At 71.8% G+C, this 13,345-nt stretch carries 12 protein-coding genes and 1 pseudogene; 8 read left to right on the top strand and 5 right to left on the bottom strand.

Annotated features, from left to right (window positions below):
- Positions 1-31: 31 nt before the first annotated feature.
- The gene (locus ACFYT4_RS05710; protein ID WP_389265580.1) at positions 32-1,267 is read left to right on the top strand and encodes a cytochrome P450; all 1,236 of its coding nucleotides are present in this window, start codon (positions 32-34) and stop codon (positions 1,265-1,267) included.
- A gap of 176 nt (positions 1,268-1,443) precedes the next feature.
- Complete coding sequence (locus ACFYT4_RS05705; RefSeq protein WP_389265579.1) at positions 1,444-1,701, top strand: MW1434 family type I TA system toxin; 258 nt, start codon at positions 1,444-1,446, stop codon at positions 1,699-1,701.
- 122 nt (positions 1,702-1,823) lie between these two features.
- On the opposite strand, the gene ACFYT4_RS05700 is transcribed toward ACFYT4_RS05705, so the two are convergent.
- Positions 1,824-2,858, bottom strand: a complete 1,035-nt coding sequence (locus ACFYT4_RS05700; protein WP_389265577.1) for an FAD-dependent oxidoreductase — start codon at positions 2,856-2,858, stop codon at positions 1,824-1,826.
- An 86-nt stretch (positions 2,859-2,944) separates the two neighbouring features.
- Here ACFYT4_RS05700 and ACFYT4_RS05695 point away from each other — a divergent pair, with 86 nt between their 5' ends.
- The 5 genes from ACFYT4_RS05695 to ACFYT4_RS05675 all read left to right on the top strand — a co-directional run bounded on the left by ACFYT4_RS05695 (position 2,945) and on the right by ACFYT4_RS05675 (position 6,926).
- On the top strand, positions 2,945-3,664 hold the full coding sequence (locus tag ACFYT4_RS05695) for a TetR/AcrR family transcriptional regulator (protein ID WP_389265575.1): 720 nt from the start codon (positions 2,945-2,947) through the stop codon (positions 3,662-3,664).
- A 407-nt stretch (positions 3,665-4,071) separates the two neighbouring features.
- A complete protein-coding gene (locus tag ACFYT4_RS05690) occupies positions 4,072-4,686 on the top strand; it encodes an ArsR/SmtB family transcription factor (RefSeq protein ID WP_389265573.1) in 615 nt (204 codons plus the stop codon).
- Between the two features lies 1 nt (position 4,687).
- Positions 4,688-5,266: a DUF6069 family protein gene (locus ACFYT4_RS05685; protein ID WP_389265572.1), complete on the top strand. Its 579-nt coding sequence runs from the start codon at positions 4,688-4,690 to the stop codon at positions 5,264-5,266.
- A gap of 152 nt (positions 5,267-5,418) precedes the next feature.
- Positions 5,419-5,970 carry a dihydrofolate reductase family protein gene (locus tag ACFYT4_RS05680; RefSeq protein WP_389265570.1) on the top strand — a complete coding sequence of 184 codons (552 nt, stop codon included), beginning with the start codon at positions 5,419-5,421 and terminating at the stop codon, positions 5,968-5,970.
- Positions 5,971-6,170: 200 nt separating this feature from the next.
- The gene (locus tag ACFYT4_RS05675) at positions 6,171-6,926 is read left to right on the top strand and encodes an SRPBCC domain-containing protein (protein WP_389265568.1); all 756 of its coding nucleotides are present in this window, start codon (positions 6,171-6,173) and stop codon (positions 6,924-6,926) included.
- 956 nt (positions 6,927-7,882) lie between these two features.
- Here ACFYT4_RS05675 and ACFYT4_RS05670 read toward each other — a convergent pair.
- Both ACFYT4_RS05670 and ACFYT4_RS05665 read right to left on the bottom strand, forming a co-directional pair.
- Positions 7,883-9,505: an ABC transporter permease gene (locus tag ACFYT4_RS05670; protein ID WP_389265567.1), complete on the bottom strand. Its 1,623-nt coding sequence runs from the start codon at positions 9,503-9,505 to the stop codon at positions 7,883-7,885.
- Positions 9,502-10,433: pseudogene (locus ACFYT4_RS05665) on the bottom strand (ATP-binding cassette domain-containing protein). Before ACFYT4_RS05665 ends, ACFYT4_RS05670 begins: the two are co-directional and overlap by 4 nt.
- 93 nt (positions 10,434-10,526) lie before the next feature.
- Between ACFYT4_RS05665 and ACFYT4_RS05660 the strand changes: the two are divergent.
- Positions 10,527-11,039, top strand: coding sequence for a GbsR/MarR family transcriptional regulator (locus ACFYT4_RS05660; protein WP_389265565.1), 513 nt, complete (start codon positions 10,527-10,529; stop codon positions 11,037-11,039).
- A 330-nt stretch (positions 11,040-11,369) separates the two neighbouring features.
- Here the strand turns inward: ACFYT4_RS05660 and thyX are convergent, their stop codons facing one another.
- Positions 11,370-12,155, bottom strand: a complete 786-nt coding sequence (gene thyX, locus ACFYT4_RS05655) for an FAD-dependent thymidylate synthase (protein WP_389265563.1) — start codon at positions 12,153-12,155, stop codon at positions 11,370-11,372.
- Between the two features lie 324 nt (positions 12,156-12,479).
- Positions 12,480-13,268 (bottom strand): diacylglycerol kinase, encoded by a 789-nt coding sequence (locus ACFYT4_RS05650; protein WP_389265561.1) that lies wholly within the window; start codon positions 13,266-13,268, stop codon positions 12,480-12,482.
- Between the last annotated feature and the right edge of the window lie 77 nt (positions 13,269-13,345).

The following is a 13,345-nucleotide window of genomic DNA, read 5'->3' as shown; positions in this document are numbered from 1 at the left end:
GACGCCGGGCCGCGGAGGTTAGCGTCCGCGTATGAACGCACGTTTCGAACCGTGGTCGCCCGGCTTCGTCGCCGATCCGTATCCCGCGTACCGGCGGCTGCGGGCCGGCGGGCGGGTGCACTGGTTCGAGCCGACGCGTCAGTGGCTCGTACCGCACCACGCGGACGTGTCGGCGCTGCTGAGGGACCGGCGCCTGGGGCGTACGTATCTGCACCGCTTCACGCACGAGGAGTTCGGGCGTACGCCCCCGCCCCCCGAGCACGAGCCGTTCCACACCCTGAACGACAACGGCCTCCTCGATCTGGAGGCCCCCGACCACACACGTATCCGGCGGCTCGTCACCAAGGCGTTCACGCCCCGGACCGTGGCCGCGCTGGAGCCGACCGTGGAGCGGCTGGCCGCCGGGCTGGTCGCGGATCTGAAGCGCGAGGGCGGCGGGGATCTGCTCGCCGATGTCGCCGAGCCGCTGCCGGTCGCCGTCATCGCGGAGATGCTGGGCATCCCGGAGCCGGACCGGCCGCTGCTGCGGCCCTGGTCGGCGGACATCTGCGGGATGTACGAGCTGAACCCCTCCGAGGAGACGGCGAGGAAGGCGGTCACGGCGTCGCTGGAGTTCTCGGCGTATCTGCGCGAGCTGATCTCCGAGCGGCACCGGACGCCGGGCGACGACCTGATCTCGGCGCTGATCGCCGCGTACGAGGACGAGGAGGGCGGACCCGGCGGACCCGGCCGGGCGGGCCGGCTCAGCGAGCAGGAGATGGTCTCCACCTGTGTGCTGTTGCTGAACGCGGGCCACGAGGCGACCGTCAACACCACGACCAACGGCTGGTGGACCCTCTTCCGGCACCCCGGGCAGCTCGCGGCGCTGCGCGCCGACCACTCCCTGCTGTCCACGGCCGTGGAGGAGCTGCTGCGGTACGACACCCCGCTCCAGATGTTCGAGCGCTGGGTCCTCGACGACATCGAGATCGACGGCACGCTCATCCCGCGCGGCTCCGAACTCGCCCTCCTCCTCGGCTCGGCCAACCGCGACCCGGAGCGCTTCGACCGCCCGGAGGAGCTCGACCTCTCCCGCGAGGAGAACCCCCACGTCACCTTCGGCGCGGGCATCCACTACTGCCTCGGCGCCCCCCTCGCCCGTATCGAGCTGACCGCCGTCTTCGGCGAACTGCTCCGGGAGGCCCCGGCGATGCGGCTGACGGGCGAGCCCGAGTGGAAGCCGGGCTATGTGATCCGGGGTGTGCACGAGCTGAAGGTGGAGCTGTAGTACGGGGTGTGCTCGCAGGGTCCTTCGGCCATGGCGTACGGGCGGCCTCGGCGCCCTGTCCGGTGGAACGCCCATGACACCGCCGCCCGCGCCTGTGGTTCCGGCCTCCGCTGCCCGCCCACGGTGACCGGTCGACCTCGGGTCGGCCCGGGTACCTCCGGCGTACCGTGGAGCGCGTGGACTTTTCAGAGGCACTGCGTGCGATCAAGGCCGGGGCCCGGGTGACGCGCACCAGCTGGGTCGAGCCGGGCAAGTACGTGTACTGGGAGCCGTCCCGGGAGGTGCGAACACCGGACGGAGCGGTCAGGGACCTTGTCGGGCACGCGGTGTTCGTGCGTCCGCACAAGGGGAGTCGGGGCGTCGCGGAGCCCTGGCTGCCGACGTTCGACGGGATGGCCGGTGACGACTGGGCCGTGGTCGAGGAGACGGAGTAACGGAGCAGCCGTCGTGAGGCCGTCGCGTCCGGTGCGGTGGCGGTCGCCGCCACGGTCCGGTGGGTCCGGCGGGGCCGTCGGACTGTTTCGGCGGCGGAGGCCGGTCCGGCGGGCCGGGGCGGTCACCGGCCAACGCGGCCGGGGTCGGCGGGATAGTCGGGCAGGGCCACGGTGCTGCTGACTTTCTCCCCCAGCCTGAGCATTCCGTTCAGGAGGAACGGACGGGACAGCAGGACGTTGCGTAAACGTATGCCGGTGGCGGTGCCGGGTGCGAGGAACTTCCCGGTGCGGTCGCCGCCTGACTGACAGCCCCGGGCGTATGTGCGGAGCCTGCTCTCGTACCGGGTGAAGGCCGCGCGGTGGTCGTTCCGGGCTTGTGCGAGTTCGCCGGCCAGCACATAGGCGGCGACCACCGCGGTTCCCGTGCCCATGCCGCCGATGGTGGCCCCGCAGGCGGCGTCCCCGACGAGGCACACGCGTCCCGTGGACCAGGTGTCCACGTCCGCCCGGCTGATCGAGTCGAAGTACAGATCGGGGGCCTGGTGCAGCGAGGCGAGCAGGCGCGGCACCTCCCAGCCGAGGCCGGAGAACGCGTCGTCGATCAGCTGCTTCTGCTCTTCGGCGTCGTGGCGGTTGTACGACAGCTCAGGCGCGGCGAAGACGAAGAACGCCCCTGCCCGTGCTGGGTCCCGGTGGTCGGCGCCGACGGAGGCGAGCCGCCCCGGGACGTTGTAGCCGATCGAGCCCTTTCCCAGGCCCAGGTCGTTGGGCAGCTGCCAGGCGGCGGCGTAGTAACCGAGGTGGCTCACGAAGTCCTTCTGCGGGCCGAAGGCGAGGCGACGGACGTGGGAGTGCAGCCCGTCCGCGCCGATGACCAGGTCGAAGTCCCGTGAGGCTCCGCGCCGGAAGTCGACCCGCACGCCGGAGGAGGTCTCGGTGAGGCCGGTGATCGAGTCGCCGAAGACGTACTCCGTGTGGGGGAGGCTGTGCTCGTACAGCACGCGGGCCAGGTCTCCGCGGAGCACCTCGATCTCACCGCCGGCGAACTCGGCCGGCAGGTGCAGCAGCGTCCGGCCGAGTTCGTCGACGAAGCGCATCGGGCTGCCGCCGGTCCGGATGCGTCGTAGCCCGGGGATCAGACCCATCCGTTCCAGCACGGTCAGGTGCGTTTCACCGCGGAAATCCACAGCCTGACCGCCGCCGCGCAGGGCCGGGGCCAGTTCGACGACGAAGGGCGGCAGCCATGGGTGACGGGCACGCCGAGGTGGTGCGACTGCTGTGGGGACCGCACCCCAGGCCCGCGCGGGGACCCAGGCCGACACTCGACCTGGAGCGCATCGCGCGGGCCGGGATCGAGATCGCCGACTCGGCAGGGCTGGCCGATGTGTCCATGCAGCGGGTCGCCGCGCAGCTGGGCGTGACCAAGATGGCGCTGTACCGATACGTGCCGGGCAAGGCCGAGCTGGTCGCTCTGATGGTGGAGACCGCGATCGGCCCGTACCCGGCGGCGAAGGCGGGACGCGGCGGCTGGCGTGAGCAACTGGAGGAATGGGCCCGTCAGCTGATCGACGTCTTTCACCGGCACTCCTGGGTGCTGGACGCCACCGTCGGGCCGCGGATCACAGGACCGGGGGAGCTGTCCTGGCTGGAGCGTGCCGTCTCCGCCCTGGACGGTACGGGGCTGAGCGGCACCGAACGGATGGACGCGGCCGTCCTGCTGGTCGGTCACGTACGCGGTATCACCCAGCAGGCCCGTGCCGCAGGGCCCGCGGGTAACTCCGAGGCCCAACTGGGCGCCCTCCTCGGCGGCTTGATGCGGGAACACGGCGAGCGATTCCCCGCACTCGCGGCGGCCCTCGCGTCAGCAGCCCGAACCGGTGGGCAGGACCAGGCATGGGAGTTCGGGCTGCAGCGCATCCTGGACGGCTTGGCCGCACTCATCGACCAGCGCACAGCACGCTGACCGCGGCTCGGATCACCGTCTCCCGGCTTGCCCCTGCCCGTCGCCGCAGGTGACAGGCGGCGGTCGTCGCCGGGCGGTGCCTGCCTCACCCTCCATGAGCTGCCGGCCGCCCCGGGCGGCTTGACCGGCGACGGTGTCGGCCACGCCTTGCTTGCGGAGCCGGGTGAGGTCCACGTCCGGCTGGGGGGCGTACGCCTCGGGCCGGTCACCGTACGAGCTCGTGCGTGGAGTCTTCGCCGGGCGGGCGAACCCATCGAGCCGCAGCCCCGCCACCGCCATTCGGCAGCCCCGGATCGGTACTCGGCAGCCGTGAATCGGTCCCGCGCGGGTCGTCCGGCGCGGACCCTTCGCGTACCGACAAAAAAAATTGTCTTGACAGTTTGGATGGTCGGTGTGAAGGTGGGGTCATGTTCGAAGTAGCGGTGATCGAGGATGCGGCGGCGGCCGAGGCGTCGCTCGACCCGATGCGGGCCCGGCTGCTGGCCGCGCTGGCGGTCGAGCCCGCATCGGCGACGATGTTGGCGGCCAAGGTCGGCCTGCCCCGGCAGAAGGTCAACTACCACCTGAAAGCCCTTGAGCGGCACGGCCTGATCGAGCTGGTCGAGGAGCGCCGCAAGGGCAATGTGACCGAGCGCGTCATGCGGGCCACGGCGGAGTCCTTCGTGATCTCGCCCGTGGCGATGGCGGGGGTGCGGCCCGATCCGTCGCGCTTCCCCGATCAGCTGTCGGCGCGGTGGCTGCTTGCGGTGGCCGCCCAACTCGTCGGCGACGTAGGGGCGTTGCTCACCGGCGCGGCCAAGGCGCGCAAGCGCGTGGCGACGTTCGCGATCGACGGCCGGGTGCGCTTCGCCTCGGCGGCCGACCGTGCCGCGTTCGCCGAGGAGCTGGCCGGCGCGGTCACCGCCCTGGTCTCCAAGTACCACACCGAAAACGCCGAGGGCGGGCGCGACCACCGCGTCGTCGTCGCCCTCCACCCGAGTGTCAACCAGCAGGCGGGCAACCCTGAGACAAAGGAATCCTGACATGGCCACCACGACTGTGATCGCCCCGACTTCCACAACAACCGCGACGGACGCGCCGACCGTGACGGACGCGCCGACCGTGACGGACGCGCCGACCGTGACGGACGCGTCAGCCGTGACGGCCGGGCGGCGGCGCCTGAGGGCCAAGGCCGTCGGTGTCGCCGTGGTGGCCAACACCGCGATCTTCCTCACCGCCCGCGCGCTGGGCACCGACTTCGTGATCACCGACCCCGGCAAGACCGAGGGGCACACGCTGATCCTGCCGGAGATCATCGCCTTCACCCTGCTGCCCGCGCTGCTCGGGTGGGGCGTCCTGGCGCTGCTGGAGCGTTACACCCGCCGTGCCCGGCTCATCTGGAGCGTGCTCGCCGCGGCCGTACTGGTCCTGTCCTTCGTGCCGATCGGCCTGGAGCAGGCCACCTCCGCGACCAGGACCGCGCTCGTGGTGCTCCATGTCGTCGTGGCCGTCGCCCTGCTGCCGATGCTCCGCCGCGAGGGCGCGACGGGAGAGGGTGCGGTGCCCGGCGGCGCGGTGCCCGGCGGCGGGGCGGGCGGCGACACAAAGCCCGCGGCTGGCTGAGACCCGAACCGGACCCCGACCTCGACCGAAGGCTCGGCTGTCCGCCCAGGGACAACACCACCAGTACGACAGGCCGCGGAGACAACCACGGCCGGATCGACCACAGAACCAGACTGACCACAGAACCGCATTGACCACAGAAGGAGATCATCATGGGAACGATCAAGGTCCAGGAGTTCATCACCCTCGACGGAGTGATCGACGCGCCGACCTGGACGGTCGACTACGGGTTCACCCCCGAAATGGCCGAGTCCATCGGCGGCTTCACGGAATCGTGCGCGGCGATCCTGCTCGGCCGGACCACCTACGAGGAGTTCGCGCCGGCCTGGTCATCCCGTTCCATGGCCGACGACCCCGGCGCACCGTTCATGAACGAGACCCCCAAGTACGTCGTCTCGTCGACTCTGAAAGACGCCGACTGGAACAACTCGACCGTGCTCGGCGGGTACGACACCGATACCATCCGCCGGTTCAAGGACAGCGTCGACGGAGGGATCTACGTCAGCGGCAGCGGCACCCTGGTGCGGGCGCTGCTCGCCGACGGCCTGGTCGACGAACTCCACCTGGTCGTCTACCCCGAGGTGCACGGCACCGGTCCTCGGCTCTTCCCCGAGGGCGTACCGACGTCGAAGCTGGCCCTCACCGGGAGCCGGACCTTCGACAACGGGGTGCTGCACCTGACCTACGCCCCGGCCACCGACTGACCGGACGAGATCGCGTCGCCACCGGCGGCCGACCGGCGCGCAGGCGCCGTGTGGGCCGCCTGGGGCAGTTCCGCCGCCCGCGGACCCGCGCAGGGGAGAGGGGCGGGGCCGCCCCGCCGCCCGCGGCCAGGAACGGCACAGCCTCGCGGACCCGTCCGGTACGGTCCCCACTGAAGTACGAGAGAACGAGAGATCCCGAGATGTCGCACAAGTTCGAGCTACGCAAAGAGATCGCGCTGGACGCGACGCCCGAGGAGGTCTGGGACGCGATCGCGACGGGCCCGGGAATCGACTCCTGGTTCATGGGCCGCAACGAGGTGACGCCGGGTGTGGGCGGCCGGAACGGCATGGACCTGGGCGGCCATGTCCAGGAGTCCACCGTCACCGCGTGGGAGCCGCCCCTGCGCTTCGCGCACCGCTCGGCCGAGGGCGACGACGGATCGTTCATGGCGCTGGAGTTCCTGGTCGAGGGCCGTGACCAGGGCAGTACCGTCCTGCGGCTCGTACAGAGCGGTGTCCTGGGCGACGACTGGGAGACCGAGTACGAGGCCATGGCCGTCGGGTGGGACATGTATCTGCACACCCTCGCCACCTACCTCACCCACTTCCCCGGCCGGGTCGCGAAGCCCGTGGCCGCCTTCCGCCCGGGGGCGGCCGGGCCCGAGCGGGCGTGGGCGGTCCTGAGGGACGCGCTCGGGCTGCCCGCCGGCCTCGCCGAGGGCGACGCGGTCCGGCTGGCCGCGCCGGGCGCCCCGCCGATCGAGGGCGTCGTCGACTACCTGGCCGCGCCGACCTTCCTGGGCGTACGCACCGACGACGGCCTCTACCGGTTCATCCACTCCGGCCCGGACCGGGGCAACGTCGTCGTCCTCGGCCACCACATCTTCACGGCGGACGCGGACATCGAGCCGATCGAACGGGCCTGGCGGGACTGGCTCGCCGGGCTGACCTTCTAGAACAGTCCTCCTCGGCCCGGCGGGGGTTCACCCCGGCCGGGCCGTGCCCTGCCCAGGGGGACGCGGCGCCGCCACGGTGGATCAGTGGGTAGCCGTCCGTGCGGCCCTGGAGCTGCCGCCGCTCGGCATCGGCCGCGACGACGAGCTCCCGACGGTCGCCGGGGTGCGGGCGGCAGCACGGGAGACGCTGCATCACTTTGCCCGCGATCAGTTCACGGAACTCTCCGTCATCTACTCGATGTCGCCGACGCCAATGCCAAGACGGGCCGGTACGCGGACGCCTTCGGCAAGCTCGAACAGATCAGGGCGAGCAGTCCCGAGTGGCTGCCGAATCAGCGGTACGCGCGCGACATCCTCGGCAGGGTGGTGAAGGGCCGCCGGACTCTGACCAGGGAGATGAGAGATATGGCGGACCTCGTCGGACTCCCTCTGTAAACCATCGCGTGTCATTTCGACTCGATGGGTTGCCGAAGTGACACAGACGTCGGGCCTGCCTCTCCGCAGCGTCTCCCCTACTGAGCCGACAAGGGCAGGCAGGCGACATGCTGAGAGCGCACACAGATGACAGCGGGACACCCCGTCCCGCGCGGATGGCCCGCCGGACAGCGGGAGACGCCGCGATACCGGGCGCCGTTCACTTCTCAGCCGCGTCCGCCGTTCTCACGTCCGGCTCGGTGGACGGCTGCCGCAGGCACGGCTCGGCGCGGCCTGCGCGCGAACCGGCCGAGGCACGGGGCCGCATGCTCTCCGTACGGAATGACTGGGACATGGCCTCCCGGCCCCGCCGTCAGGCCGCCGAACGGGCCGGAGCCATGTCGTGAATGTCGACTGCCCCGGTCATGGGGAGCCCCCGGTCCGTTCGGCGCTGAGCTGGCCCCGGTGTAAGTGTGGCCTGCCCATGTGCCCGGACCGGCACCCCGGACAGCCGGCGCCCCCGGACACGCCCCCGGGGCCGGTCAGCTGTGGAGGTCGCGGCGGCGCAGGGCGGTCAGGCCCGCCGACACCAGGGCCGCCGCCAGCGCCGTCAGGATCAGGGCCGGGGGCCAGGACATCCCGTCGCCCGGCATCTTCGGGAGGTGGCTGAACGGCGAGAGGTTCAGGACACCCTCGGGGAGGTCGAGGGCCGGGCCGATCCAGCCGATGGCCAGGCAGAGGCCGACGACACCCCAGGCCGCCGTCGCGAGCTTCGGGAGCAGGCCGTACAGCAGGAACGCCAGGCCGGCCAGCAGCCAGACGGCCGGGAGCAGGACCAGGGCCGCGCCCAGGAGGCGGCCGGCGTCCTGCCCGTGGCCGATGGCGAGGCCGGCGCCCGCGGCGGTCATGATCACGGCCGTGCCGCCGAACGCGATGGTCAGATGGCCCGCCGCCCAGCCGACGCGGCCGACCGCGTTCGCGAGGATCGGCTCGGCGCGCTGGGAGGTCTCCTCGCCGTGCAGGCGCAGCACGGACGACACCGCGTACAGCGCGGCGACCAGGCCGCACAGGCCGGTGATCGCGGCGAGGAACGCGTCGGTCAGCCCCGTCTGGCCGCCCATGCGCTCGAAGATCTCCTTCGCGCCCTCGTTCTCGCCGACGAGGTCGGCCGCGCCCTCGGCCATCCCGCCGAAGACGACTCCGGCGACGAAGAACCCCGCGGTCCAGCCGATGAGCGTGCCGCGCTGGAGGCGCAGGGCGAGTCCGGCGGCCGTGGTGATCCGTCCCTCGGCCGGTCCCGGCCGGGTCGGCAGGAAGCTCATGCCGACATCGCGGCGTCCGGCCAGGACGTACGCCACCGAGCCCTGGACGAGGACGGCGGCGCCGAGCATCAGCAGGACCCACCAGCGTTCCCCGGCGTACGGGCGGACGTTCTCCGCCCAGCCGAGCGGGGAGAGCCAGGTCCACACGGAGCCGCCGTCGGAGGCGGAGGCGTCACCGGCCGCCCGCAGGGCGTAGGCCGTGCCCAGGGTCGCCGCCGTGAGGCCGCGGGCGAGCCGGGCGCTCTCGGTGAGCTGGGCCATGATCCCCGCCATGCCCGCGAAGAGCATGCCGATCCCGGCGATCGCGAGGCCCAGCGCGAGCGCGCCGGTCGTGGAGCCGGTCGGACCGCCCAGGCCGAGGGTGATGATCAGGGCGACGCCCGCGTTGGCGACGAGCGCGGCGAGCATCGCGGCGGTCAGCGGGGCGCGCCGCCCCACGGCCGCGGACGACAGCATCTCCTGGCGCCCGGTCTCCTCCTCCTCACGGGTGTGCCGGACGACGATCAGCAGGCTCATCACGGCGGCCGTCACGGCGATGAATCCGCCGAAGCGCCAGGCGACGAGACCGCCGAGGGAGTCGCCGAAGACGGGCCCGTACATCGCGCGCAGCGATCCGTTGGTGACCATCGACTGGGCGAGTTCGGCGCGCTTGGCGGCGGTGTCGTACAGCCCCTCGATCGTGCCGGCGCCGCTGACGGTGACCAGGGAGAGCACGATCACCCAGGCCGGGATCATCAGCCGGTCCTGGCGCAGGGCGAGCCGCAGGAGTGTGCCCGTACCGGCGAAGGGGTGCGTCGAGCCCGTACGCGGCAGGGCCGGGGAGGCTTCGGCCACGGCGGTCATCGGGCCGCCGCCCCGTCCTGGGACGCGTGGGCCACGTCCCCGTTCCCGGGCGCGTAGTGGCGCAGGAACAGCTCCTCCAGCGTCGGCGGGGCGCTGGTCAGCGACCGGACGCCCGTCCCGGTGAGCGCGCGCAGCACCGCGTCCAGCTTGTCGGTGTCGACCTGGAGCTTCACCCGCCTGCCCTGGACGTCGAGGCCGTGGACGCCGGGGAGGTGGGCGAGTCCGTCGGGCGGGCCCGCGAGTTCGGCGGTCACGCTCGTACGGGTCAGATGGCGCAGATCCGCGAGCGAACCGGTCTCCACGGTCCGGCCCTTGCGGATGATGCTCACCCGGTCGCAGAGCGTCTCCACCTCGCTGAGGATGTGCGAGGACAGCAGCACCGTACGGCCGCGGTCCCGCTCCTGAGTCACACACCGCTGGAAGACCTCCTCCATCAGCGGATCGAGCCCGGAGGTGGGCTCGTCGAGGATCAGGACGTCCACGTCCGACGCGAACGCGGCGACGAGGGCCACCTTCTGACGGTTGCCCTTGGAGTAGGTGCGGCCCTTCTTGGTCGGTCCAGTTCGAAGCGCTCGATCAGCTCCGCCCGGCGGGTTCGGTCCAGCCGTCCGCCGCGGAGCCGTCCGTAGAGATCGATGACCTCGCCGCCGGACAGATTGCGCCACAGGGTCACATCGCCGGGTACGTACGCGATACGGCGGTGCAGCTCGACGGCGTCGTGCCAGGGGTCCTTGCCGAGGAGCTGGGCCGCGCCGGAGTCGGCGCGCAGCAGCCCGAGCAGGACCCGGATGGTCGTGGACTTCCCGGAGCCGTTGGGGCCGAGGAAGCCGTGGACCTCGCCGGCCTCGACCGCGAGGTCGAGGCCGTCCAGTGCGTGGGTGGGTCCGAAGGACTTGTGCAGTCCGGACACGGTCATGGCCTTCGTCATGGTTCAGAAAGTACGCTGCTTTCAGAAATTTGTGAAGTTAAGGAAGCATATAAAGTCGACAGGGGTACGTGACCAGGGGAGAGGATCGAAAGCATGACTGAGCAGCCCTCGCCCGAGTCAGCGACGCGCGAGCGCGACGAGGAGGTGGTCTCCGCCTTCGTGGAACGCTTCGCCGCGCAGTTGGTGGAGGCGGGCATGACCCGGATGCCGGCGCGTGTCTTCGCGGCGATCCTCGCCTCCGACTCCGGCGTCATGACGGCGGCGGAGCTGGGGCGGCAGCTGAAGGTCAGCCCGGCGGCGGTCTCCGGCGCGGTGCGCTATCTCGCCCAGGTCCACATGGTCTCCCGCGAGCGGGAGCCGGGCTCACGGCGGGAGCGCTACCGCGTCCACACCAACCAGTGGTACGAGGCGCTCACCAGCCGCGACCAGATGATGCACCGCTGGGAGGAAACGCTGCGGGAGGGCGTCGCGAGCCTCGGCCACGAGTCCCCCGCGGGGGAGCGGATGGCCGAGACGCTGGAGTTCTTCTCCTTCGTGAAGCAGGAGCTGCCCCTGCTGCTGGAGCGCTGGCGGGCTCACCGGGAGAAGCTGTTCGGGCCGGAGTAGAGGTGCGGCCCGACGCCTGACGCCCGCGGGGCGCGCCGGGCGGTCTGGGACGCGTCGGAGTGTCGGCGCGTGGGTGTCCAGCGCCTGAGGTCTGGGGGCTAGGGCGTGTATCGAAAGTCCCGCCTGGCCTGCGACGCCCAGCACGCACACTCGCTGCGTTGTCGGAATCGCCCAAGTACGTCCAGTACGAGGGCGACCCTCCGCCTTGCGATTGCACGCACCGGACGCCGCAGGCCCCGCCCTCCGGGCGGACGGCGCTACTTTCGATACACGCCCTGGGGGCTGGTGCAGGGCCGGGGGATGCGGTCCGCCGCACGGGACCCGTACGGCTCAGACCTTGCGCCAGCCGGGAACCCAGGCGCCGTTCTCGATCTCGTAGTCCCCGAACAGCGCCGGGGCCTCCTTCGCCATCAGCTCCCCGACCTTGCCGAAGAGCAGACGGATCTCCTCCTCCGCTCCGGGGGCCGTCCGGTTCTCGATGACATGCCGCAGGGTCCGGACGTTGGCGGTCCACACCAGGCCGGTCGCGACGCCCTCGGGCGCGAACCGGCGCATGAACGAGGTCTTGGCCTTCTTCTCGCCGAAGCGGGTGTCCTCCTCGTCCAGACCGAAGCGCTCGGCCATCCAGAGCTGGAAGGCCTCCATCTGCTCCAGCAGGGCGGTGGCGCGCTCCATCAGTTCGCCGTCCTGCTCGGCCCACTCCGGGAACCAGAACGGCAGATCGTCCAGCCGCACGAACCGCAGCGACTCCTGCGACACGGCGGTCCCGGCGCGGTGCCGGACGAGTTCGTGCGTGGCGACCCGGCTGACGTCGTGCAGGACGAACGTGAAGTTCACATGCTCCAGGACGGAACCGTGCGCGCTCGCCAGGATGTTGCGCAGATACACGTCCTGGTCCGTACGGATCCGCTTCACGTTCGGGTTCAGCCCCGGCTCCCACGAGCGGTAGCAGATACGGCCCGCGAACTCGGCGAGGTTCTGCGCGTCGTCCAGCTCACCGCGGTCCACCCGCTCCAGCCAGGTCTCCCCGCCGACCTCGGCGAGGTAGCCGGCGACCTCGTCGTAGTCCAGTTCGGGCCGGGCGATGATACGGACCTGGGGTTCGACGCGCCGCAAGACATCCTCCGCAAAAGCTCGGCAACCGGACGCCCGAAGTCTTTCATGCCGTCGTAGGCGTCCCCTGAAAGGGGGGCGCCCGCCGACCGCGGGGCTTCGCCGGGAGTGATCGGGCCGCCGTCGACCGGGGCGTCGCCGAACCCTCGTCACGTCCGTACGCGGATTCACGCGTCGCTCTCGCCGTGGGGCGCGTGAGCCGAAGGGGCGCGCGGGTGCCGGAAGAGATACGCGCAGGCCCCGGCGAGCGAGGGCCCGGGCATGATCGACCGTCGGCGTCCGCCGAGGCGGCCCGGAGGTGAGCCGAGCCACGGAAACGCCCCCGCCCTACGGCAGCGTCAGCCCCCACGCACCCGCCCGCAGGGTCCAGGTCCGGGTGCGGACCGGGCCCGTGATCAGGGTGTCCGCGCGGTAGCGGAAGTCCGGGCCCGAGACCGTCACCGTCAGGGCCTTCGCGGTGACCGGTTCGGCGGGGGGCCGGGGCTGGACCGTGACCTCCGCGCGGCCGTGGGCGGTACGGACGGTGAGGGCCACGGTCTCCTGGTCCAGGTCCGCGAGGAGGACACCGTCCGCCTCGACGCGCAGCCGGTACGGGCGGGAAACCGGCGGCGGGGCCGGGTTGACCAGCCCGCGGACGAGGGTGCGGCACACCGACCAGAGCGAGCCCGGCACCTGCCCGCCCGGTGTCCGGCCCGCCGGAATGGTGACATCGCCCACGACGACCCCGTCGCTCTCGTCGACCAGCAGATCGAGCCGGCGGACGACCCCGTCGAGCACCGCCCGTGCCGCGGCCACCGCGCCGCGCGGCACGCCGAGGGAGTGCGCCAGCTCGACGGCCGGGCCCACCGGGACATGGGACAGCGCGCCGTCCCCGAGCCACCGGTCCCGGTGCAAAAGCGCCACCGCGCGCAGCAGGGCGCGGTCGTCGCCGATGACCACCGGCCGCCGGGAACCCCTGCGGGCGAGCGCCCGCGCGAACTCCTCCGGGCCCTCCGGAAGGCAGATTTTCGCCTCCGACCCGCCGCACAGCACATCTTTCGCGATCCGAACGGACTCGCCGTCACTTCGGCGGGCGACCGGGTCGATGACCACCAGCAGCTGGTCGTGAGCCGACACCTCGGTCCTTCCTCGGGTAGCATCTTTGTGCAAGAGCCCCTTGCGCTATTGCGCCAGGGGCTTCGTCTATTCCGGGG

This window comes from Streptomyces sp. NPDC004609 (assembly GCF_042873655.1).
Lineage (GTDB): Bacteria > Actinomycetota > Actinomycetes > Streptomycetales > Streptomycetaceae > Streptomyces.
This window is presented reverse-complemented; position numbering and strand designations above follow the sequence as displayed.

Bases quoted from the DNA above. Each gene is read 5' to 3' on its own strand.
- ACFYT4_RS05690 (WP_389265573.1), top strand. From the start codon at position 4,072: ATGTTCGAAGTAGCGGTGATCGAGGATGCGGCGGCGGCCGAGGCGTCG.
- ACFYT4_RS05660 (WP_389265565.1), top strand. From the start codon at position 10,527: ATGACTGAGCAGCCCTCGCCCGAGTCAGCGACGCGCGAGCGCGACGAG.
- ACFYT4_RS05675 (WP_389265568.1), top strand. From the start codon at position 6,171: ATGTCGCACAAGTTCGAGCTACGCAAAGAGATCGCGCTGGACGCGACG.
- ACFYT4_RS05670 (WP_389265567.1), bottom strand. From the start codon at position 9,505: ATGACCGCCGTGGCCGAAGCCTCCCCGGCCCTGCCGCGTACGGGCTCG.
- ACFYT4_RS05685 (WP_389265572.1), top strand. From the start codon at position 4,688: ATGGCCACCACGACTGTGATCGCCCCGACTTCCACAACAACCGCGACG.
- ACFYT4_RS05695 (WP_389265575.1), top strand. From the start codon at position 2,945: ATGGGTGACGGGCACGCCGAGGTGGTGCGACTGCTGTGGGGACCGCAC.
- ACFYT4_RS05710 (WP_389265580.1), top strand. From the start codon at position 32: ATGAACGCACGTTTCGAACCGTGGTCGCCCGGCTTCGTCGCCGATCCG.
- ACFYT4_RS05680 (WP_389265570.1), top strand. From the start codon at position 5,419: ATGGGAACGATCAAGGTCCAGGAGTTCATCACCCTCGACGGAGTGATC.